The sequence below is a fragment of the Acetobacter sp. P5B1 genome (assembly GCF_018811985.1).
GTDB lineage: Bacteria > Pseudomonadota > Alphaproteobacteria > Acetobacterales > Acetobacteraceae > Acetobacter > Acetobacter cerevisiae.
Genome location: NZ_JACRVS010000005.1, coordinates 146,993 through 168,988 on the forward strand (window position 1 = coordinate 146,993; position 21,996 = coordinate 168,988).

Consider the following 21,996-nt stretch of genomic DNA (forward strand, 5'->3'; position numbering starts at 1 on the left):
GACATCGGCCTGACAGGACAGAGGCAAAAACGAAGAACAGAAATGCAGCATCTTTGTGATGCGCCCCAGGGAGGCTGGCTCCTAGGCGTCTGGCTGGGCGGCCCGGTCTGTATCCTGCTGCACTATGCGGCCCACCTGCGCCCGGCGCAGCAGCCACACACCCAGCACGCCCGAGGTAACAAACAGGCCCCCGCCAAGCACAAACTGCCACACAGCGTCAACCCGCACCCCGGCCCCCAGCAGCACCGCCACTACATTCTGCGGCAGGCCGCCCAGCACGGTAGCCGCAGCAAACGGCACCACGCCAATGCCTGAAACGCCCCCCAGCAGGTTCAGCAACAAAGCAGACCCAACCGGCAGCAGACGTAATGTGAGAATACTCAGAAAAGGCTGGCGGCTCAGCATGGCATCCAGCCGGGCAAAGCGCGCCCCAAGCCGGGCCTGCGCCCAGTGCCGGCCACCCCAGCGTGCCCAGAAAAAGCCAGCCACACATCCGGCTGTCGATGCAACAGTAATCAGCACCGTGCCCTCAAGGGCCCCATAAGCCAGCCCGGCAGCAAACCCCGCAACCTGCCGCGGCAGGCCAAACGCACACCAGACGGACGCACCGGCCAGAAACACCACGCGCCCCCATGCGCCATCCCGCAGCAGAGCCGTACTTTCCAGCACATGCCTCAGCCCCGGCACGGCGCGCAGCAACACGGCCCCCGCGACCAGAAAGGCCAGCATCAGAGCAGGACGCAAAAACCGGAAAACAGGCCGTGCGGCGGAGGGAGGTGTCTGTTCCATCCTGCCGGCTGCTACCATCTTCTTGCCGCCAGCCGCAAGCCGGGTTTAAACCCTCGTTATAGTCAGACACAACACAGGCCAAAGGGTGCCATGTCCTCCTCTCCTCCGCGCTATGCCGATATGGCCCCCAACCACCGCCGCCTGATTTCCAACTGGCTGTTCCTGCTCTGCTTCATGCTGCTGGGCATGATTGCCATTGGTGGGGTGACGCGCCTGACAGGCTCCGGCCTGTCCATTATGGACTGGCAGCCTGTCAGCGGGTTTATCCCTCCTCTGTCTCATGCAGAGTGGGAACGGCTGTTCGCGCTGTATCAAACCATCCCGCAATATCACCTTCAGCATGAAGGGTTCGGGCTGGCAGGTTTCCAGAGAATTTTCTGGGCTGAGTGGATTCACCGCTTCTGGGGCCGCCTGATGGGCCTCGTGCTGCTGCTGCCGCTCATCTGGTTCACCATCCGGGGCATGATTACCCGTGCACTGGCGCTGCGCCTGTTTGTGTTTTTTGTTCTGGGCGCCATGCAAGGGGCCATTGGCTGGTTCATGGTCGCGTCCGGCTTCCGTCCGGACAGCACGGCGGTGGAACCGGTGCGGCTGGTGCTGCATCTGAGCGCCGCCCTCGCCCTGTATCTTGCCATTCTGTGGACGGCCCTTTCCATCCGCTGGCCCACCCCGCAGGTGGTCACACCCTCTGCCGAGGGCACCCGCACCAAGCGGCTGGTCTGGCTGGCGCTCTGCCTGATCTGCATCACCATTGTGGCCGGTGGCTTTACCGCGGGCACGCACGCGGGCTTTGTGTACAATACCTTCCCACTGATGGACGGACACCTGATCCCGACGGAATACGCCCGTCTTTCCCCGTTCTGGATGAATCTGGTGGACAACAAGGCCGCCATTCAGTTTGACCACCGCCTGCTGGCCACCCTGACGGCCCTGAGCATTGGCGCGGTTCTGCTGTTCGGCCTGCGCAGCGCCACTCTTGGCAGCAAGGCGCATAACGCCATCATGCTGCTGGGCTGGGCGGTGCTGATCCAGTATGCACTGGGGGTGACCACCCTGCTGCTGGTTGTGCCGGTCTGGGCCGGGGCTGTGCATCAGACCTTCGCTGCCGTTCTGCTGGGCGTCATGCTCTACACCCTGCATTGCCTGCGCGGTCAGCGCGCAAACTAGAGTTGCTTTTACAAAATCCGTCTGTATGGTGTCCGCCATGAATTCCGTCTGGTTCACGTCCGAGTCTCTGCTGTGCCGCAACGCGGCGCAGGCGGGCGGCGTGGCCACACGTCTGGACCTTCTTCTTCGACTAATCTGCCCCTGAGCGATCTGGGCGGCCTTGTGCTGTCGCGCTTAGGGGGAAGACGAATGAGCCTTTGTATCCATAGCGGATACCGGCGTGCCTGACCCGCATGCCAGAAACCAGACAAGACCGATTTCAAGGACAGTTTCCAATGTCAGCCAGCTCCACCATTATCAATCATCCCTCCTTTGGCCGCCTGCCTGCCGACCGTGTCATCATTTTTGACACCACGCTGCGCGACGGCGAGCAGTCCCCCGGCTTCTCCATGAATCTGGCGGAAAAACTGCGCATGGCAGAAGCCCTTGCGGCACTGGGTGTGGATGTGATTGAGGCCGGCTTCCCCGTCGCCTCCAAAGGGGATTTCGAGTCCGTCAACCAGATTGCGCAGCACACCAAAGGCGCCGTCATCTGCGCACTGGCTCGCTCGGGTGGGGCGAAAGACATTGCTGCCGCAGGTGAGGCTCTGGCCCCGGCAGAGCGCAAGCGGATTCACAACTTCATCTCCACCTCCCCGCTGCACATGAAATACAAGCTGCGGATGGAGCCGGAGACGGTTCTGGACCTGATCACCACCGGCAACACCGCCGCCCGTAATCTGACAGACGATGTGGAGTGGTCCGCAGAAGATGGCTCCCGCACCGAGCCGGACTTCCTGTGCCGCTGCGTGGAAGCCGCCATCAAGGCCGGTGCCACCACCATCAACATCCCCGACACCGTAGGCTACGCCACGCCGGAAGACATGGAACGCATTTTCTCCATGCTGGTCGAGCGCGTGCCGGGAGCGGATCAGGTCATTTTCTCCGCCCATAACCATAATGACCTCGGGCTGGGCGTTGCCAACACGCTGGCTTCCGTACGCGGCGGGGCCCGCCAGATTGAATGCACCATCAACGGCATTGGCGAACGCGCCGGGAATGCCGCGCTGGAAGAAATCGTCATGGCCATCCGCACGCGGCATGACCAGTATCCCTTCACCACCGGCATCCATTCGGAAAGCCTGCTGAAGGTCTCCCGCATGCTGGCCACCATCACCAGCTTTGACGTGCAGCCCAACAAGGCCATTGTGGGCCGCAATGCCTTTGCGCATGAAAGCGGCATCCATCAGGACGGCGTGCTGAAAAACGCCGCAACCTATGAGATCATGACCCCGGAAAGCGTGGGCTGGTCCCGCTCTTCCCTGATCATGGGCAAGCATTCCGGTCGCGCGGCCTTCCGCGACAAGCTGAAAGCGCTGGGTTATGGCGATCTGGACGATGCCAAGCTGAATGACGCCTTTGCCCGCTTCAAGGATCTGGCCGACAAGAAAAAGGCCGTTTACGACGAAGATATCGTAGCACTCGTGGACGACGAAGTGCGCGATAACGAGCATATCCGCTTTGGCGCACTCAGCCTGACCTCCTGCTCCGGCAAGCCCTCCAACGTCACGCTGTCCCTGCAGGTAGATGGCAAGACGATTGAAGCCGAAGCAACTGGCAACGGCCCGGTGGATGCCGCCTTCAACGCCCTGCGCATCGCCTTCCCGCATGAAGCCCGTCTGGCGCTGTTCTCCGTCGGTGCAGTGACGGAAGGGACGGACGCACAGGCCCGCACCACCGTGCGTCTGGAAGAAGACGGCAAGCTGGTGGATGGTCAGGGTGCGGATGCCGATACGGTGGTGTCTGCCGTACGTGCTTATGTGCATGCGCTGAACAAACTGCTGGTCAAACGAGACCGTGCAGAACCCGAAGAACTCACTGCTTAAAAACTGCTAACCAGCCCGGTTCTGTTATACCAGACCGGGTTGGTATAATTTTAGGCAGTTTATTGCCTCAGGGTCTTGTCTGGGTGGTTGCGGCCCGGTAATCCCTGCCCCCATATAGAAGCTGATTATCTTAGAGTGTGGTTGTTTGCGCGCCTGCGTTCAGGCGCGTGCAGTACCCTCTCAAGCCAGGAGTGCTGGATGTTCTCTCGTTTGCTCGGTCTCATGTCCGCCGACATGGCTATCGACCTGGGTACCGCCAATACCCTCGTCTATGTCAAAGGACGCGGCATTGTGCTCAATGAGCCGTCCGTGGTGGCCATAGCCGAGGTGCGGGGCAAGAAGCAACTGCTGGCCGTGGGGGATGAGGCCAAACTGATGGTTGGCCGGACTCCGGGCAACATCACCGCCATCCGCCCGATGCGGGACGGCGTGATTGCCGATTTTGATGTCGCGGAAGAAATGATCAAACATTTCATCCGTAAGGTCCATAATCGCCGCGCCTTTACCAGCCCGCAGATTATTGTGTGCGTGCCCTCCGGCTCTACCGCCGTTGAGCGCCGCGCCATTCAGGAAAGTGCGGAAAGTGCCGGTGCGCGCCGCGTCTTCCTGATTGAAGAACCGATGGCCGCTGCCATTGGCGCCGGTCTGCCGGTTACGGAACCGTCCGGCAGCATGATTGTTGATATTGGTGGCGGCACGACGGAAGTAGCCGTTATTTCTCTGGGCGGCATTGTCTATGCCCGCTCGGTGCGTGTGGGCGGGGACAAGATGGATGAAGCCATCATCTCCTACATCCGCCGCACCCATAACCTGCTGATTGGCGAAAGCTCCGCCGAGCGCATCAAAATCAACCTCGGCTCCGCCATGATGCCGGATGACCCGGAAGACCCCGGCCCCTGGCTGGATGTGAAAGGGCGTGACCTTATTAACGGCGTCCCGCGTGAGGTTCAGGTCTCTCAGGCCCAGATTGCCGAAAGCCTGCTGGAACCCGTGAGTCAGATTGTGGATGCCGTTACCACGGCGCTGGAAAACACCCCGCCGGAACTGGCGGCGGATATTGTGGACAAAGGCATTGTGCTGACCGGCGGCGGTGCGCTGCTGCATCGCCTGAGCGAAGTGCTGCGTCTGGCCACAGGCCTGCCCGTCACCGTTGGGGAAGATCCGCTGTCCTGCGTGGCACTTGGCACGGGGCGTGCGCTGGAAGAAATGAAGCGCCTGCGCAACGTCCTGACAACCATGTATTGATTGTCATGTTTTTCTCTTAAAACGCGGGACAAAACGTCAGCCCGGCTGATGGAAAGGATGCATGCCACTCCATGTGGAGAACACGCAGACACGCCCTGAACGCACACACAGGGGCTGACCGCCTGAAAGCTGTGGAGGCCGTATGATTCCCGTCTCCATCCAGATGCGTCAGGCACTGGGCAAGCTGGTGCTGCCCCTGCTGGTTCTGTTGTCCATTGGCATCATCATTGCCGGTCAGGCAGACCGCAAACTGGCTGATAAAGCCCGCATGACGGTAGCCGATGGTCTGGCTCCTTTGTGGGGGCTGATGACCTCCGCGCAGCACCGCGTGCAGGCCATCAACACCAATCTGCGCGAAGCCGGACGTATGGCGTCCGAAAATGCGCGACTTCAGACAGAAAATGAAAATCTGCGCCGCTGGTATGATGTCGCCGTCTCCCTGACCCGGGAAAACGATGCCCTGAAAACCGCCCTGCACTGGATTCCTGAACCCACACCCGCCTTTGTCACGGGCCGTGTGGTGGCGGATAGCGGGGGCATTTACGCCCGCGCCGTCCTGCTTGTGGCCGGTACGGATAGCGGCGTGCATGTGGGCAATGTGGCGCTGGCCGCCAATGGTCTGGCTGGCCGCGTGACGGAAACCGGTGCCCGCTCCGCCCGCATCCTCCTGATTACCGATATTGCCAGCCGCCTGCCCGTCATGCTGGACGCCAGCCATGCTACCGCCATCATGGGCGGGGACAATACCCCCCTCCCCCGGCTGATGTATTACGCGCAGGATACCCGGCCCATTGAAGGTGAACGAGTCGTGACGAGTGATCAGGCAGGCGCTTTTCCCGCAGGACTCCCCATTGGCACGGTGCATTATCTGCATCCCGGCCAGCCGGTGGTGGTACCGTTTGCGCAGCTTGACCATTTGAGCCTGCTGCGGGTGTTCGATTTTGGTCAGGCGTTGATCGACCCGCCTGATGCCCCCGGCCATGTACCTCTGGCCCACCCACGTAAAACACTGACCCTGCCCCTCAAAACCCTGCTTGGTCAGGGCTGAGGGCAGACGCGGATGATGCCAGATCCTTCCATGAGCGCGTGGGAGCCGGAAATCCGGCCCCGCCAGACTGTGTGGCAACGCCTCGACCACGGGGCGCGCCGCCTGCTGCCTTCCATCTTTATCGCGCTCATCATTGTCTTTTTCTCAGCACCCCTGAACATTCCGGGCGCTGCGGAACTGCTGCCTGCCATTGTTATCGCCACGGTCTTTTTCTGGTCGTTCTGGCGGCCCACCGGCATGTCTGGGGTGGCAGTGTTTCTGCTTGGCCTGTTCATGGATCTGGTCGGCTTCACGCCGCTCGGGGTCAGCGCGTTTATCCTGCTGCTGGTGCATGGCGTGGCGTTTTATTCCCGCTTTGGCCTGATGCGCCTGAACTTTCTGCTGGTCTGGGGTGTGTTTGCGCTCGTGGCCGCAGGGGCCTGCCTGCTGCAATGGGGACTGGCCTGCCTGTTTCGGCTTGCTGTGCTGGACATCGCCCCGGCTTTGTTCGAGGCTCTTCTGACAATCGGTGTCTATCCTCCGCTTTCGGCCCTGTTCTCATGGGTTCTGAATAAGCTGGACGAAAAGGAAGACCCCTGATGCTGGCCGGAGGCATGTCATGCGGCTGAGGCGTCGCAGGCGGGAGAGCAGCCGCCTGATGCCCATCAAGAACCAGAAGGACCCCGGCCGCGGTGTTTTTACGCGCCGGGCTTTGCTGTTCATGGCCGTGCAGGCAGGCGCGCTGGGGGAACTGGCGCACAAGCTCTACCAGCTTCAGATCAAGGACGGGGACCGCTACGCCCGCATGGCAGCCAGCAACCGCGTGAGCAAACGCTATCTGGCCCCGCCGCGTGGCCGGATTGTGGACCGCTACGGCGTGGCACTGGCCAACAACAAGGAAAACTGGCGCGCCCTGCTGATGCCGGAAGAAACCACCGATGTCAGCGGCACCATCGAGCGGTTTTCCACCATCATTCCGCTGGATGACCGGGACCGCGCGCGGATTGCGCGCGAAATGCGCCACCAGCGGCGGTTTATCCCCGTCATGCTGCGTGACTTCCTCTCCTGGGAGGAAATGGCGCGGATTGAACTCAACGCGCCCTCCCTCCCCGGTGTGCTGATTGATGTCGGCACCCGGCGTGTTTACCCGGAAGGGGAATTGCTGGCGCATCTGATCGGCTATGTCGCACCGCCGAATGAGCGGGACGTCGCCCGCTCTGCCCTGCTGGCCCTGCCCGGCATGCGCGTGGGCCGTGCGGGTGTGGAGCAGAGTCAGGACGAAAAGCTACGCGGCACCGCTGGCTCCGTGGAAATGGAAGTCAATTCCGTGGGCCGCGTTATGTCCGAACTCAACCGGGTGGAAGGCGTGCCCGGTGCAGAAATTGGCCTGACCATTGACCGCGGCCTGCAACAAAAGGTGCTGAGCCGCATTGGCGAGCAGACAGCCTCCGCCGTGGTGATGGACTGCCGCAACGGGGAAGTGCTGGCCATGGTCAGCACCCCCTCGTTCGATCCCTCGCTGTTTGATAGTGGCGTCAGCCACGCCCAGTGGATTGAGTGGACCAATAACGAACGCACACCGCTGATCAACAAGGCGGTGGCGGGCGTGTATCCCCCCGGCTCGACCTTCAAACCCGCCGTCGCCATGGCCGGACTACAGTCTGGTCTGTTCTCCCCGACGGACCGCGTCTTTTGCCCCGGTCATCTGGATGTGGGCGGCACACGCTTCCACTGCTGGTCCCGCTGGGGGCACGGGTCTGTGGACCTGCATCAGGCGCTCAAATATTCCTGCGACGTCTATTTTTATGAAATGGCCCGCCGGGTTGGCATGGACCGCATAGCCGAAACGGCTCACCAGTTCGGACTGGGCACGGCACTGGATATTGAACTCCCGCACACCCGTACCGGGCTGATCCCCACCCCCACATGGCGGCAGGCACACCACCACCACTGGAACGGGGGCGATACCATCGTCAGCGGTATTGGACAGGGGTTTGTGCAGGTCACGCCGCTGCAACTGGCCACCTATACCTCCCGCCTTGCCACAGGCCGGGCCGTGCAGCCGCATCTGGTGCGCGCCATGAATGGGGATCTGGGGCCGGAAGCCACGCCCGAACACTGGCCCGAACTCGGCATGCCCGACAAATATCTGGCCGCGCTGCGCTCAGGCATGTTTGCTGTGGTGAACGAACAGCACGGCACAGCCCCCAAGGCCCGGCTGGGGCTGCCCGGCATCACAATGGCGGGCAAGACCGGCTCTGCTCAGGTGCGCCGTGTGTCGCGTGCGCTGCGTGAGAGCGGGCACTTCAACTCCGCCAATCTGCCGTGGGAATATCGCCCACATGCGCTGTTCATCTGCTTCGCACCGTATGACGCACCGCGCTATGCGGTCTCGGTCGTCATTGAACACGGCAATACCGGCGCTGATGCTGCGGCCCCGCTGGCGCGCGATATCATGACCGACACCCTACTGCGGGACCCGGTGAACCACCTCACCCCGCCGCCGGAAAGTGTGGCAACCGCAGAGACACCGAACGCGGATACGCCCCCAGCGGACACGCCTGAATAATCATGAAATTCCACAAACGCCTTCTGCGCGCCGAGCCAAGCTTCCGCCTGCTCTCCAAACTCTGGAGCATCAGCTGGCTGTATGTGCTGCTTATCTGTACGCTGGCAGGCGTTGGCTATGTCACGTTGTATTCCGCAGGCGGTGGCACACCCTATCCGTTTGCAGCACCACAGGCCGCCCGCTTTGCGGTGGGGCTGGTGCTGATGATTACGGTGGCCATGCTGCCACCCAAAATGCTGGTGCGTATTGCCGGGCCACTTTATGTGCTCTCCATCATCCTGCTGGTGGCCGTGTTACACATGGGGCATGTAGGCAAAGGTGCGGAACGCTGGCTGATGATTGGCGGGCTACAGGTTCAGCCTTCCGAATACGCCAAGGTGGCTCTGGTGCTCGCTCTGGCCGCGTGGTTCCACCGCATCAGCTACGCCCGGATGGGTAATCCCCTCTGGCTGATCCCCCCGGCTTTCCTTGTGCTGCTACCGGTTGTGCTGGTGCTCAAGGAGCCCAATCTGGGGACCGCCGTGATTATTGGCGGGATCGGGGCGTCCATGTTCTTTGCCGCGGGCATGCGACTGTGGCTGATTACCCTGCTCCTGCTACCTGTGCCGTATCTGGCCAAATTTGCCTATGCCCACCTGCATGACTATCAGCGCGCCCGTATTACCACCTTCCTCAACCCGGAAAGTGACCCGCTGGGGGCTGGCTACAACATCATTCAGTCCAAGATCGCACTCGGATCTGGCGGCATGTGGGGGCAGGGCTATCTGCACGGCTCACAAGGACAGCTGAACTTTCTACCGGAAAAACAGACCGACTTCATCTTCACCATGATTGCGGAAGAATGGGGGTATGTCGGAGCCGTCACCGTTATCGGCCTCCTGCTGCTTCTGATTCTGGGTGGCATGCTGATGGCCATCCGGAGCCGCAACCGCTTCGGGCGGCTGGTGGCTCTGGGCATCAGCATGAACTTCTTTCTGTATTGTCTGGTTAATCTGTCCATGGTGATGGGCGCCATTCCGGTGGGCGGCGTGCCGTTGCCTCTGGTGTCGTATGGCGGCTCGGCCATGCTGAACGTCATGCTCGGGTTCGGCCTGCTACTCTCAACATGGGTGCATCGGGATTCCCGCTTTGGAGAGAGCGAAAATCAGGATCAGGCCTGATTCCGTTTAACGAAAGATATATTTATCCGCCATTTTGTGGCATTACCGAGACCATCCTGAAGCTGGTGACCCTATAAAGGATGACCCGGCCCGGTCACGACAAGCACAAATGCGCCAATAATAATAATCTTCTTCACGGAAACCCTTAACCCCCATGCAAAACCAGCCTTCAGTCGAGACAGAGAGCGACTCCACCTCTCAACTCCGCACCATTATTATTGGTATTCTTGCTGCAACCGGCGGCCTTATGTCTGGTCTGGACATTGGCGTTATTTCCGGCGCACTGGATTTTGTTGCAGATGCTTTCCATGCCTCCACCTTTGCGCAGGAATGGATTGTCAGCGGCATGATGGCAGGGGCTGCCATCGGGGCCATTCTGGCCGGCTGGCTGGCACGTCTGGGCGGGCGCAAATGGGCACTCGTCATCGGCGGGGTCATTTTCATCATCGGGTCTGTCGCCTGTGCGCTGTCCTGGTCTGTCGCCAGCATGATCGTCGGGCGCGCCCTGATGGGGCTGGCCATCGGGATCGCCGCGTTTACCTCCCCGCTCTACCTGTCCGAAATTGCGAGTGAGAACACACGCGGGGCCATGATTTCCACCTATCAGCTGATGATTACGGTGGGCATTTTCCTCGCCTTCATCAGCGATACGCTGTTCAGCTACCACGGCCAGTGGCGGTGGATGTTTGGCGTAATCGCCATCCCCSGTGTGCTGTTCGTCATTGGGGTGCTGTTCCTGCCCTACAGCCCACGCTGGCTGATGATGAAGGGCCGGCGGCAGGAAGCGCTGGCTGTACTGACCGACCTCCGCCCCACCGCGCATGAAGCTCGTGCCGAAATTCGCGCCATTGATGAGCAGCTCAAGCAGCGGCAGGGTGGCATAGGGCTGCTCTGGCAGAACGCCAATTTCCGGCGCTCCATTCTGCTGGGCATGCTGCTTCAGGCCATGCAGCAGTTCGCGGGCATCAATGTGGTGATGTATTACGCCCCCAAAATTTTCGCACTGGCGGGATTTGTCGGCACCGCGCAGATGTGGTGCACGGCCATTATCGGTTTTGTGAACGTGCTGGCCACGGTAGCGGCCATCGGGCTGGTGGATCGCTGGGGCCGTAAACCCATCCTTTACGCTGGTTTTACCACCATGACCGTCGCCATGGGCGCACTCGCCCTGCTTAATGCGAATGGGCTGGACAGTCAGACGGCCAAACTGCTGTGCGTCTTCCTCATCATGATCTTTATTGCCGCCCACGCCATGTCCGCTGGGCCGCTGATGTGGGTTCTGTGTTCGGAAATTCAGCCGATCAAAGGCCGGGATCTGGGCATTACCCTGTCCACCCTGACGAACTGGGTCTCCAACATGATTGTCGGCGTCTCCTTCCTCAGCCTGCTGAACGCGCTGGGGGCGCCGCTGACGTTTGGCCTGATTGCCGCTCTCAACGCCGTCTTCTTCGTGTTCACCCGTCTGCTTGTGCCCGAAACAAGAGGGGTCTCGCTTGAAGTGATCGAGCAAAACCTCATGGCCGGCAAAAAACTGCGCGATATTGGCCGCTGACGCTTTTCAGGTGGCTTGACTAGCCTGTTGACGCCTTTTAGCTTAGGCCTGAAACGGTAACGCTTAGTACTGTTTCAGGCCTCCATATTTTGTTTTTTGATACACTTCATCTTTCTGCACGCCCTGAGTCCGGTCCTTGAGCAAGGCTCATCAGGCGCATCAGAACCGGTGTTCGTGTCCCTTTTCGTTTTTTTGTTTTCCAAAGGCAGGATCCGCCAGAGTGACAATGCATTCCCTTCCATTCCGCCCGGTCCTGCTCTCTGCTGTCGCTTTGCTGGCGCTGTCCGGCTGTAACCGCAAAGCCGCCACTCCCGCCATGCCACCGCAGCAGGTCGGGGTCATTACGCTCCACGCGCAGTCCGTCAATGTGCATACCGTTCTGCCGGGCCGCACGGATGCTTACGAAATTGCACAGGTCCGCCCGCAGGTAACAGGCGTTATTCAGAAGCGCCTGTTTACTGAAGGCGCAGACGTGCAGGCCGGACAGCAGCTCTATCAGATTGACCCGTCCCGTTATCAGGCGGCCTATGACACCGCCCGTGGCCAGCTGGCTCAGGCCGAGGCAGCGGAAGTCACCGCCCGTGCCAAACTCCAGCGCTATAAGTCTCTGTTGCAGGCGCACGCCGTCAGTCATCAGGATTATGACGACGCCCTCGCCACCGAAAAAGAAGCACAGGGCCAGATTCTGACCGCCAAAGGACAGGTTGAAAACGCCCAGGTTGATCTGGGCTATACGCGCATGAATTCGCCCATCACGGGCCGCATCAGCCGCAGCATTATCACCGTGGGTGCGCTCGTCACTGCGAACCAGACGGACAATACGGCCGTCGTCACGCGGCTGGACCCCATTTATGTGGACGTGAATCTGCCCGCCATCACCCTGCTGCGCCTCAAGCGCGAAATGGCGGAAGGCCGCATTACCCGTCAGGCCAATGGTGAGGTGCCCGTCACCCTCACGCTGGAAGATGGCAGCACCTATGAACATACGGGCCGTATGGCACTTTCCGAAGTGAACGTGGATACGTCCACGGCCTCCGTCGTGGTGCGTGCTCTCATGCCCAACCCGGACAAGCTGCTGCTGCCGGGTATGTATGTGCATGCCCAGCTGGATGAAGGCGCGGACCCCAACGGGCTGCTCGTGCCGCAGCAGGCGGTCAGCCGCAATACGCATGGGGACCCGCAGGTCTGGGTGGTCAAAGCGGATGATACGGTGGAACTGCGCCAGATCCAGATCGGCCAGGCCGTTGGCACGGACTGGCTGGTGACAGGCGGCCTGAAAGCCGGTGAGCGCATCGTCACCGTTGGTCTGCAAAAGATCAAACCCGGTGCAAAGGTCAAACCCACGGACGACGCAGCCGCGCAGGCAGCATCCGACGCCTCCAGCCAGAACAAAGGGCAGTAAACCGGATGTCTCTTTCGCGTTTCTTTATTGATCGCCCCATTTTTGCGTGGGTGATCAGCCTGATCATCATGCTGGTGGGTGGTCTGTCCATTTTCCGACTGCCCATCTCACAGTATCCGAGCATTGCTCCTCCGCAGATCGCCATTTCCGTGACGTATCCCGGTGCCTCGGCAGATACGGTGAACGATACGGTCGTGCGCCCCATTCTCCAGCAGATGTTCGGGCTGGATCATCTGGAATATATCTCCGCCCAGTCCTACGCCTCGGGCATGATGGAGATCGACCTCACCTTCGCGCAGGGGACCAACCCGGATATTGCGCAGGTGCAGGTGCAGAACAAGTTGCAGCTGGCCCAGCCCAAGCTGCCGCCGGAAGTGACGGCTCAGGGCCTGAGCATCACCAAGGCCGTGAAGAACTTCATGATGGTTCTGGCCTTCATCTCCACCGATGGCAGCATGACCGGCAGTGATATTGCCGACTACGTCGCCTCCAGCATTTCCGACCCGCTCAGCCGCGTGTCCGGCGTGGGGGACCACACCCTGTTCGGGTCGGAATACGCCATGCGAATCTGGATGGACCCCGGCAAGCTGTACAGCTACGGCCTGACCATCAAGGACGTTGAAACCGCCATCCAGACCCAGAACATCCAGGTCTCCTCCGGTGAACTGGGCGGCCTGCCTGCCAAAAAGGCGATCCGTCTGGATGCCACCATCATCGGCCCGACGCGTCTGACCTCACCCGAAGAATTCCAGAAGATTCTGCTCAAGGTGCAGCCAGATGGATCTCAGGTCCGCATCAGCGATATCGCCAAGGTGGAGCTGGGCCCGCAGACCTATAATACCAACTCGTTCTACAACAATCTGCCCGCCTCCGGCATGGCGCTGAAGCTCGCTCCGGGTGCCAACCAGATGCAGACGGAAGCGGCCATCCGCGCCGAGATCACCCAGCTTGAAAAGTTCTTCCCGCCGGGCCTGAAAACCGTCTACCCGCTGGATACAGAGCCGTTCATCGTTCTCTCCATTGAGGAAGTCGTCAAAACCCTGCTGGAAGCCATCGCGCTCGTCTTTGTCGTGATGCTGATCTTCCTGCAAAACTTCCGGGCGACCCTTATCCCGACCATCGCCGTGCCGGTCGTGCTGCTCGGCACGTTCGGGGTGCTCAATATTCTGGGCTACTCCATCAACACCCTGACCATGCTGGCCATGATTCTGGCCGTGGGTCTGCTGGTGGATGATGCCATTGTGGTGGTGGAAAACGTCGAACGTGTGATGACGGAGAAGAAGCTTTCTCCGGTAGATGCTGCTCGCGTCTCCATGGATGAAATTTCCGGCGCACTGGTTGGCATCGTGCTGGTGCTGACAGCCGTCTTCCTGCCCATGGCAGCCTTCTCCGGCTCCACGGGCGTGATTTACCGCCAGTTCTCCGTCACCATTGTTGCGGCCATGTGGCTGTCCGTTCTGGTGGCAATGGTGCTAACTCCGGCCCTGTGCGCCACCATGCTCAAAGCGGGCGGGCATGAGAAAACAACCGGCCCCGCTGGCTGGTTCAACCGCCAGTTCAACCGCCTGACCAATGGCTATCTGCGGGGCGTGCAGTTCCTTATCGGCCGGACTGTGCTCTCCATGCTCGGGTTTGTTGTCATCACAGCGCTGGCCGTGTTCCTGTTCATGCGTCTACCCGGCGGGTTCCTGCCAGATGAAGATCAGGGGCTGATCTTCGGGCAGATCACCATGCCGCCCAACACGCCCATGGCAGAAACACAGGCCGTCAACCACGAAGTTGCCGACTATATTCTCAAGTCCGAAGGCTCTCTGGTTGAATCCGTCTATTCCATCAACGGGTTCAACTTTGCCGGGCAGGGTCAGAACTCCGGCGCGTTCTTCATCCGTCTGAAAGACTGGGAAGACCGCCCTCTGGCCTCCCAGACATCCTCGGCCATTGCCGGGCGGATCATGCAGCATTTCTGGTTCAGCCCCAAAGCGCAAATCTTCGCCATCAACCCGCCAGCTGTGCTGGAACTGGGCAACGCCACCGGTTTTGACCTTGAGCTGGAAGACCGCGGCCATCTGGGCCATCAGAAGCTGCTGGAAGCCCGGAACATGGTGCTGGGTCTGGCCTCCAAAGATCCACGCCTGATGGCCGTGCGCCCGAACGGTATGGAAGACGCTTCCCAGTACCATCTGGATATCGACCGGGAAAAAGCCAACGCGCTTGGCATCACCATTGATGACATCAACACCACCATTCAGGGGGCGCTGGGGTCCATCTACGTGAACCAGTTCACCCGGAATGACCGTGTGAAGCAGGTCTATATCCAGGGCGTGCCGGAAGCCCGCATGCTGCCGAGCGATCTGGATAAATGGTATATCCGCAACGCCCTGCAGACCCTCACTCCGCTGAATGCCTTTGCAACAGGACACTGGGAAGTCGGCCCGCAGAAAGTGGAAAACTATAACGGCCTGAATGCCTTTGAAATTCTGGGCCAGCCTGCGCCGGGTTACAGCTCGGGCGATTCCATCAACGCCATTAAAGGCGTTCTGAATAAGCTGCCGGCGGGTGTCGGCTACGAGTGGACCGGTCTGTCCTTTGAACAGGTTGCGTCCGGCTCCTCCACCGGTCCGCTCTATGCGCTGGCGCTGGTTGTCATCCTGCTCTGTCTGGCGGCTCTGTATGAAAGCTGGGCCATCCCGCTGGCGGTGATGCTGGTCATTCCGCTGGGCGTTCTCGGGGCCATTGCCGCAACGCTGTGGCGCAACCTTGATAACGACGTCTACTTTCAGGTGGGGCTGCTGACTACGGTTGGTCTGGCCGTGAAAAACGCCATTCTGATTGTGGAATTCGCCAAAATGGCCTTTGAACGCGGCGAGTCCTTGAGTGACGCGGTGCTGACGGCCGCCCGCGAACGTCTCCGCCCCATTCTGATGACCTCCATTGCGCTGGTCGTCGGCGTGTTCCCGCTGGCCATCGCAACGGGCGCGGGCAGCGCCTCCCGCGTAGCCATTGGCACCGCGGTGGTGGGGGGTATGGCCACGGCCACCCTGCTGGCGGTCTATTTTGTGCCGGTTTTCTTTGTGGTGGTACTGCGGCTGTTCAAGGTCCGTCGCCTCAGCGAACGTCAGGAAACCCCGTCTTCTGCCCCGTCAGTTCCCGGAAACGAGTAAGCGCATGTCGTCACACGTCCCCTCACACTCCTCGCGCCGCTTCCGTGCTCTGAGCCTGACTCTGGCAGCCGGCCTGCTGTCCGGCTGCACCATGATTCCCAAATACACGCGGCCTACACCGCCGCTGGCCAACACATACCCTGCGTATCAGGCTACCGGGAATCCGCGCCTTGCGCGGGCGGCCTCAGACATCGGCTGGCAGGATTTCTTTACGGACCCGCGGCTGAAAGCCCTGATCACCATTGCCCTGCGTGAAAACCGGGATCTGCGCATCTCCGCAGCCAATATTGCGCAGGCACAGGGGCAGTATGATGTGCAGCATGCGGGCCTCTTCCCCACCATTTCTGCAACAGGCGGTCCTATTTATCAGGCTCCGGCCAGCGCATCGGGCCTCAGCTTTGCACCGGGGCTGGAGCAGAACCAGAGCAACGAAGCCTTTGGCGGGGGTCGCGTCTTTAAATACTATCAGGGCGGAATCGGCTTTTCTTCATACGAAATTGACCTGTTTGGCCGCATTCGCAGCCTGACCCAGGCCTCTGCAGAAAAAGCACTGGCGCAGGAAGCCTCCCTGCGCAGCATGGCCATCAGCATCATCTCACAGGTCGCCACTGCTTACGTCACGTGGTTAGGGGATCGGGACACGCTGGCTCTGGCGGACACAACGCTGGCCAACCAGCAGGACACCCTCAACCTCACCCGTACAAAATATGAGCATGGGGAAGAAAACCTGCTCACCGTCCGTCAGGCGGAAACGCAGGTGCAGCAAAGTGCGGCACTCCGCGCCGACTCCCGCCGGAAGGTCGAGCAGGACGAAAACCTGATTGCCTTGCTGATTGGCGCGCCCATCCCGACAGATCTGCCCCCGGCCCGCTCTTTGGGGGAACAGACGCTTCTCGCAGACCTGCCTGCAGGCTTGCCCTCAGACCTGCTGGAACGGCGGCCGGACATTGTTTCCGCCGAGCATAACCTGCTGGCGGCTCAGGCCGATATCGGGGCGGCCCGTGCGGCCTTCTTCCCGCGCCTGACACTGACAGCATCCGACGGCGTTTCCAGCCTTCAGTTCCATAAACTGTTTACGGCAGCGGCCACGACGTGGGGGCTCAATCCGTCTCTGCAAATCCCGCTCTGGACGTGGGGCATGAACAGCGGGAATCTGAAAGCCTCTAAAGCCGCGCGTGACGTCCAGATTGCCACGTATGAAAAGACGGTGCAGACCGCCTTCCGTGAAGTGGCCGATGCACTGGCCGCACGTGAAGCCTATCTGGATGAGAACAAACAGGCAGACGACCTTGTGGTCTCCACCGCCGATGCGTTCCGTCTGGCAAAAATGCGCTTTAACGCCGGGTCTGATTCCTATCTGACCACACTGGAATCACAGCGCTCTTACCTGCAGGCCCAGCAGATGCAGATTATGGTGGCCGTCTCCAAATACCAGAACCTGATCACCATCTATCGCGCTCTGGGGGGCGGCTGGAAGCAGCATACGGAGGCCTCAGCCCAGCAGCCAACCAGTGTTGTGCGCCAAACTGACGCAGGCTGACAAAAACCCTTAAAGGCAGCGTTGCATGGCGCAGCGCGTGCCGGGCGGGAAACCGCAGGCTTCTTCTTCCTCAAGAATAGCCCGCAGGTCACTGTCCAGAGCGGCCTCCTCCAGATAGTCAAAACCGATTTTATGGTAAAAGGGCGCGTTCCAGGGCACATCCCGGCAGGTGGTGAGCGTGATACGCTTCAGCCCAGTCTGCTGCGCCGCCTGAAATGCCGCCGCTAACAGGGCTTTCCCTACCCCGCGCCCCTGAGCCTGCGCCTCCACCGATACTTCCAGAATATGAAGCCGGTCTTTCTCGCGTTCGGCTGTCAGAAACCCGACAGGGCGTTCCTGCTCTGTCACGGCTACCCAGCACGTCCCTGCCTCCAGACTCGCCAGATGCGTGTCGATCGGAAGGCACGCCCCCTCAGCAATCCATGCCAGCGCGGGAATCGTGCGGAAGCTCTGTGCCGCAGAACGCTCAATTTCAGGCAGCAACACGACATCTTCATACCGTGCCAGACGCACTGAAACACGGGAAGGCTTTTCACCAAGGAGAGAAACAGAAGAACACATGCCCCGCTGTTGCCACCTACCGGCCGGCTCTCACAAGAGAAATGTGCCAGCAAAGCTCCGCCAGCCTGCCTCAGCTCCGTGAAACGCTACGGGCAATAAAAAAGGCCGTCTCCAGGAGACGACCTTTTCCACACCCGGAGAGGGTTAACTGCTTTTATTTGGCCGCAGAGAGTTTCAGAACCCAGAGCTGAGCAATGTCCTGCGCGCCAGCTCCGCCATCGACGGTTTTGAGCGTGGCAATGGCATCTGCCTTTTTACCGGCAGCCAGTTGAGCCAGACCGTAGTGAAGGCGGGCCACATTCATGTCCGTCACACCTTTGCTCATCGCCTGCTGCATCAGGCCGAGGCCTTTATCTGCCTGCCCGAAGGTGACGTAGTTATAGCCAACCGTCAGCAGGTCATCGCCGGTCTTCTGCTTGAGCGCTGCCGCTTCATCAGCCGCAATGGAGGCTTTTTTGTCAGCAACGGATTTCTCAACCATGGCTTTCAGGCGTGCCTGACGCGGCGCTTCTGCACCCTGCCCCAGTACATTGGCCTGATAGCCCTGATTCATCAGGTCCAGCGCCAGCTGCGGCATGCCGGACTGCATGGCAATTTCCGTCATCTCCATAAAGTCACGCGCCTGAGACACGTTCCCGGCAGCCAGACGGATACGATAAACGTCCAGCTGGAGTGACGTCGGAATCTTGGGGTTCACGATGAGTTCGTGCAGCAGCAGCGCCCAGTATTCCTGCTTGGGATAATAGGTGGCCAGCAGCACATACGCATGCGTGGTGGTCGCGGAATCCTTCATGGCGGTCGCACTGGCGCCCAGCATTTGCAGCTGAGATTCTGCCGGCGTTTTCTTCGCCTTGATTTCCTGATCGATCTGCTGCTTCAGCACCCGAACGGAATTCGGATAATCTTTCTGAAGGTAGTAGGACTGCGCCAGAAGCGTATCCATTGTGGCATTGGAGCCAACTTCCTTCTGGTAGCGCTCAATGGCTTTAACCGCGCGCGGGTAGTCCTTTGCGGTGTAGGCCATTGTTGCTTCAGACATCAGCATCTGGTGCTTGGTGTCCTTGGGCGTGCGCGGAGAGGCAATCAGCTTGTCATAAGCCTGGGTTGCCACATCCAGATTGCCGCCCTGTGTCGCCACAGCGGCGCGCATCTGGGTAATGGTGTAGGACTCGTAGTCACTCTTGCCCTTTACCGCGTCAGCGGCATTCACCGCGGCCATGGCCTTGGTGTAGTCGTGAGCGGACAGAGCGGATTGTGCCTGCTGCAGCGCCTTGCCAACATCCGCCCCCAGCACGTCCTCAGCCTGAGCTGCGGGGTAAGAGAGAGCGAATGCAGCGCTTGCGAACAGCGCGACGCGTAAAAGACGAGATGACATCAGATCACTGACCTTCTGCGAATTGTTCCTGCCCGACGATACCAAGCTTGGTCACGCCAAGTCGCTGGGCGTCTGCCATAACATGCACCACCGTTTTGTAATCGGCCAGCCGGTTTGGCTGCAGATGCACTTCCGGCTGCTGGTCTTCCGGTCCGGTGGCGGCTTCACGCAGGCGGGCCTGCAGATCATCCTCACTGGTAACCGGCTGACCGTTCCAGGTAATGCTATTGTCAAAATCGACAGCCAGCGTCACCACGGGGGATTCAACCGTGGAAGGCGGGGGGTTACCCTGCGGAAGGTCAATGGAAACGGCTTGGGTCTGCAACGGAATTGTGATGATAAGCATGATCAGCAGAACCAGCATCACGTCGATCAACGGCGTGGTGTTGATATCGACAATGCCTTCGTCTTCCGTCGTGCTTTCCGATCCGACATTCATGCCCATGGGGTGTCACTCTCTCAAACTCTGGTTCCACGGCACGGTCCAAACCAGGCCGGACGCGGGATAGTGGACTGAAGCCCGCCTGCCCTCCCGAAGGAGAGAAGGCGGAACCTCCCTGCTCGGTCAGTTGGTTTTTGGCCGCTCGGTAATGAAGTCGATATGATAGATACCAGCTTCCTGGCAGGCCTCGACCAGCTTGCCGACAGATTCATAGCGGGTCTTGATATCCCCACGGATCTGAATCTGCGGCTGCGGTTTCTGGACCGCCGCCTTTTCAAGCCGATCCAGAAGATCGGCCCGGCCCTTGAGCGGCGTTTCGTCCCAGTATGCCTGTCCGTTTTCCGCCACTGCAAGCACGACGTTAGACATCTTTGTCTGTGTCGGCTGGTTCATATCCTTCGGCAAAGTTACCTTGACCGTGTGGGTTGCAACCGGAATTGTGATCAGGAAGATGATCAGCAACACCAGCATGACATCAACGAGGGGAGTTGTGTTGATCGCCGATACGACGTCGTCTTCGCCCCCGCTGTCTCCGACAGACATACCCATGATTAACCTACCCGGTTAGAGACAGTTGAGGTGGTGGGAGAGTTGTCAGGACGCACAACGATGCTTTCTGCACCGGCGCCATGACGCACGCCACCAATCAGGATGGACTGCAGATCAGCCGCAAAGTCACGCACGCGGTCCATAGCCCCTTTGTTACGGCGCACCAGCAGGTTGTAACCCAGCACGGCCGGAACAGCGGTCGCAAGACCAATAGCCGTCATGATCAGGGATTCACCAACCGGACCAGCAACCTTGTCGATGGAAGCCTGACCAGCAATGCCGATGGCGGTCAGAGCGTGGTAAATACCCCAGACGGTGCCGAACAGACCAATGAACGGAGACGTGGAACCCACGGTGCCCAGGAAGGCCAGACCAGACTGAAGGCTGTTCTGGATGTTGTTCACCGAACGCTGAATGGACAGGGAGGTCCAGCTGTTCAGGTCGATGGATTCCTGCATCGTGCCTTCATGGTGTTCAGCAGCAACAATGCCGGTGTCAGCAATGTAGCGGAACGGAGAGGTCGACTTCAGGGCAGCAGCGCCTTCCTGAATGGTGCTCTTCGTCCAGAACTGTTTGGTGGCTTCTTTAGCAGCAGCGAACAGACGAGCCTGTTCGATGAACTTGGTGATCATGATGAACCAGGTGCCCAGGGACATGATCAGCATGATCATCAGCACGCCACGTGCGATGATGTCACCGTTGGACCACAGAGCGCCAAGACCGTACGGGTTGGCTTCTTCTTTAGTGGCCGGAGCAGCGGCAGCCGGAGCAGGCGCATCAGCTGCCGGGGCAGCCGGGGCGGACGCGTCAGGCGTCGGGGCGGCAGGAGCAGCCGTGTCAGTCGGAGCCGGAGCGGCGGCGTCGGGGGCAGGAGCGGCAGGTGCTGTGGTGGAATCCGTAGCAGCAGGCGCTGATGCAGCAGGAGCAGAGGCATCCTGAGCCAGAGCCAGAACCGGTGTCGCCGTGCCCAGCATGACCGCGAGGGCCGGAACCGCGAGACCCGACACTGGAAGACGAGACAGTCTGATCATGTACCTAAAAATCCTTATCTTTGTCGGCCTGGTGACGGGGGCCTCCCCGCACCAGACAGTTTTCTGCAGAGTTCGGCTAAACGCCGGGATCAGTCATCCAGTCTGAACCTGATCACATACACCTTGTGAAGCTCCTTGACGGGCGCACCGTTCTTCATAGCCGGGCGATACCGGGCCTTGTGAACGTAATCCAGAGCAGCCTGCGCGAAGGATTGTCCCCCCTGCACGGACTGAACAGAACAATTGCTCGTCATCCCCGTTGTCTCCACATCACATGCAACAGTCACACGGCCTTCAATGTTGTCTTCCTCCATATCAGGCGGATAGACGGGCCGGGCGTTGTTCAGCGGCGATGTACCAGCCGAAGTATCCGGCGAGTTGGACGGTGCCGCAGTGGATGCCGGTTCGCTTGACACGGGCGGTGCCGGAGCCGTTGTCGTCTGCGGAGGCGTCGCCTGTTTGGGCGGCGTCCGGGCCACATGCTTGATCGGCGGCTTCGGCGGCGGCGGCAGCTGTATCTTCGGCGGAGGAATATACGGCGGCGGCGGAACCGTCATGACC

18 protein-coding genes are annotated in these 21,996 nt (G+C 60.2%); 11 read left to right on the forward strand and 7 right to left on the reverse strand.

Translation table 11 applies throughout. The features are described 5' to 3' along the window. Positions 1–81 precede the first annotated feature (81 nt). Positions 82–789, reverse strand: a complete 708-nt coding sequence (locus KP703_RS05095; protein ID WP_252353850.1) for a TVP38/TMEM64 family protein — start codon at positions 787–789, stop codon at positions 82–84. A gap of 120 nt (positions 790–909) precedes the next feature. Between KP703_RS05095 and KP703_RS05100 the strand changes: the two genes are divergently transcribed. The 11 genes from KP703_RS05100 to KP703_RS05150 all read left to right on the forward strand — a co-directional run bounded on the left by KP703_RS05100 (position 910) and on the right by KP703_RS05150 (position 17,477). Beyond that, positions 910–1,956, forward strand: a complete 1,047-nt coding sequence (locus KP703_RS05100; RefSeq protein ID WP_156470188.1) for a COX15/CtaA family protein — start codon at positions 910–912, stop codon at positions 1,954–1,956. 275 nt (positions 1,957–2,231) lie between these two features. After that, positions 2,232–3,821 carry a 2-isopropylmalate synthase gene (locus tag KP703_RS05105; RefSeq protein WP_062271757.1) on the forward strand — a complete coding sequence of 530 codons (1,590 nt, stop codon included), beginning with the start codon at positions 2,232–2,234 and terminating at the stop codon, positions 3,819–3,821. Positions 3,822–4,019: 198 nt separating this feature from the next. Continuing rightward, positions 4,020–5,066, forward strand: a complete 1,047-nt coding sequence (locus KP703_RS05110) for a rod shape-determining protein (RefSeq protein ID WP_043549245.1) — start codon at positions 4,020–4,022, stop codon at positions 5,064–5,066. Between the two features lie 142 nt (positions 5,067–5,208). Next, positions 5,209–6,114 (forward strand): rod shape-determining protein MreC, encoded by a 906-nt coding sequence (gene mreC / locus KP703_RS05115; protein ID WP_062141641.1) that lies wholly within the window; start codon positions 5,209–5,211, stop codon positions 6,112–6,114. A 12-nt stretch (positions 6,115–6,126) separates the two neighbouring features. Then, positions 6,127–6,693 (forward strand): rod shape-determining protein MreD, encoded by a 567-nt coding sequence (locus KP703_RS05120; protein ID WP_231866249.1) that lies wholly within the window; start codon positions 6,127–6,129, stop codon positions 6,691–6,693. 19 nt (positions 6,694–6,712) lie between these two features. Further along, complete coding sequence (gene mrdA / locus KP703_RS05125; RefSeq protein ID WP_215754003.1) at positions 6,713–8,662, forward strand: penicillin-binding protein 2; 1,950 nt, start codon at positions 6,713–6,715, stop codon at positions 8,660–8,662. Positions 8,663–8,664: 2 nt separating this feature from the next. Then, on the forward strand, positions 8,665–9,822 hold the full coding sequence (rodA, locus tag KP703_RS05130) for a rod shape-determining protein RodA (protein ID WP_215754004.1): 1,158 nt from the start codon (positions 8,665–8,667) through the stop codon (positions 9,820–9,822). A gap of 154 nt (positions 9,823–9,976) precedes the next feature. Beyond that, the gene (locus KP703_RS05135; RefSeq protein WP_215754005.1) at positions 9,977–11,374 is read left to right on the forward strand and encodes a sugar porter family MFS transporter; all 1,398 of its coding nucleotides are present in this window, start codon (positions 9,977–9,979) and stop codon (positions 11,372–11,374) included. A 226-nt stretch (positions 11,375–11,600) separates the two neighbouring features. Continuing rightward, the gene (locus tag KP703_RS05140; RefSeq protein WP_062250448.1) at positions 11,601–12,776 is read left to right on the forward strand and encodes an efflux RND transporter periplasmic adaptor subunit; all 1,176 of its coding nucleotides are present in this window, start codon (positions 11,601–11,603) and stop codon (positions 12,774–12,776) included. Positions 12,777–12,781: 5 nt separating this feature from the next. Next, entirely contained in the window at positions 12,782–15,937 is a 3,156-nt protein-coding gene (locus KP703_RS05145) for an efflux RND transporter permease subunit (protein ID WP_062250446.1), read from the forward strand. A gap of 4 nt (positions 15,938–15,941) precedes the next feature. Further along, positions 15,942–17,477 (forward strand): efflux transporter outer membrane subunit, encoded by a 1,536-nt coding sequence (locus KP703_RS05150; protein WP_215754006.1) that lies wholly within the window; start codon positions 15,942–15,944, stop codon positions 17,475–17,477. Between the two features lie 9 nt (positions 17,478–17,486). Here KP703_RS05150 and KP703_RS05155 read toward each other — a convergent pair whose 3' ends face one another. The 6 genes from KP703_RS05155 to KP703_RS05180 all read right to left on the reverse strand — a co-directional run. Beyond that, on the reverse strand, positions 17,487–18,038 hold the full coding sequence (locus tag KP703_RS05155) for a GNAT family N-acetyltransferase (protein ID WP_215754007.1): 552 nt from the start codon (positions 18,036–18,038) through the stop codon (positions 17,487–17,489). Between the two features lie 154 nt (positions 18,039–18,192). Then, complete coding sequence (locus KP703_RS05160) at positions 18,193–19,413, reverse strand: tetratricopeptide repeat protein (protein WP_062250442.1); 1,221 nt, start codon at positions 19,411–19,413, stop codon at positions 18,193–18,195. A 4-nt stretch (positions 19,414–19,417) separates the two neighbouring features. After that, on the reverse strand, positions 19,418–19,858 hold the full coding sequence (locus tag KP703_RS05165; protein ID WP_062141649.1) for a biopolymer transporter ExbD: 441 nt from the start codon (positions 19,856–19,858) through the stop codon (positions 19,418–19,420). A gap of 120 nt (positions 19,859–19,978) precedes the next feature. Beyond that, positions 19,979–20,404, reverse strand: coding sequence for a biopolymer transporter ExbD (locus KP703_RS05170; protein WP_062141650.1), 426 nt, complete (start codon positions 20,402–20,404; stop codon positions 19,979–19,981). A 2-nt stretch (positions 20,405–20,406) separates the two neighbouring features. Continuing rightward, positions 20,407–21,435 (reverse strand): MotA/TolQ/ExbB proton channel family protein, encoded by a 1,029-nt coding sequence (locus KP703_RS05175; RefSeq protein WP_082779863.1) that lies wholly within the window; start codon positions 21,433–21,435, stop codon positions 20,407–20,409. Between the two features lie 89 nt (positions 21,436–21,524). Further along, positions 21,525–21,996: energy transducer TonB (locus KP703_RS05180; protein ID WP_062271793.1), on the reverse strand; the 472-nt coding region annotated here is incomplete at its 5' end.

What these genes read in the sequence shown, in the direction of transcription:
- KP703_RS05095 (WP_252353850.1), bottom strand. Translation starts at nt 789, where the DNA reads ATGGAACAGACACCTCCCTCCGCCGCACGGCCTGTTTTCCGGTTTTTG.
- KP703_RS05100 (WP_156470188.1), top strand. Translation starts at nt 910, where the DNA reads ATGGCCCCCAACCACCGCCGCCTGATTTCCAACTGGCTGTTCCTGCTC.
- KP703_RS05105 (WP_062271757.1), top strand. Translation starts at nt 2,232, where the DNA reads ATGTCAGCCAGCTCCACCATTATCAATCATCCCTCCTTTGGCCGCCTG.
- KP703_RS05110 (WP_043549245.1), top strand. Translation starts at nt 4,020, where the DNA reads ATGTTCTCTCGTTTGCTCGGTCTCATGTCCGCCGACATGGCTATCGAC.
- mreC (WP_062141641.1), top strand. Translation starts at nt 5,209, where the DNA reads ATGATTCCCGTCTCCATCCAGATGCGTCAGGCACTGGGCAAGCTGGTG.
- KP703_RS05120 (WP_231866249.1), top strand. Translation starts at nt 6,127, where the DNA reads ATGATGCCAGATCCTTCCATGAGCGCGTGGGAGCCGGAAATCCGGCCC.
- mrdA (WP_215754003.1), top strand. Translation starts at nt 6,713, where the DNA reads ATGCGGCTGAGGCGTCGCAGGCGGGAGAGCAGCCGCCTGATGCCCATC.
- rodA (WP_215754004.1), top strand. Translation starts at nt 8,665, where the DNA reads ATGAAATTCCACAAACGCCTTCTGCGCGCCGAGCCAAGCTTCCGCCTG.
- KP703_RS05140 (WP_062250448.1), top strand. Translation starts at nt 11,601, where the DNA reads ATGCATTCCCTTCCATTCCGCCCGGTCCTGCTCTCTGCTGTCGCTTTG.
- KP703_RS05145 (WP_062250446.1), top strand. Translation starts at nt 12,782, where the DNA reads ATGTCTCTTTCGCGTTTCTTTATTGATCGCCCCATTTTTGCGTGGGTG.
- KP703_RS05150 (WP_215754006.1), top strand. Translation starts at nt 15,942, where the DNA reads ATGTCGTCACACGTCCCCTCACACTCCTCGCGCCGCTTCCGTGCTCTG.
- KP703_RS05155 (WP_215754007.1), bottom strand. Translation starts at nt 18,038, where the DNA reads ATGTGTTCTTCTGTTTCTCTCCTTGGTGAAAAGCCTTCCCGTGTTTCA.
- KP703_RS05160 (WP_062250442.1), bottom strand. Translation starts at nt 19,413, where the DNA reads ATGTCATCTCGTCTTTTACGCGTCGCGCTGTTCGCAAGCGCTGCATTC.
- KP703_RS05165 (WP_062141649.1), bottom strand. Translation starts at nt 19,858, where the DNA reads ATGGGCATGAATGTCGGATCGGAAAGCACGACGGAAGACGAAGGCATT.
- KP703_RS05170 (WP_062141650.1), bottom strand. Translation starts at nt 20,404, where the DNA reads ATGGGTATGTCTGTCGGAGACAGCGGGGGCGAAGACGACGTCGTATCG.
- KP703_RS05175 (WP_082779863.1), bottom strand. Translation starts at nt 21,435, where the DNA reads ATGATCAGACTGTCTCGTCTTCCAGTGTCGGGTCTCGCGGTTCCGGCC.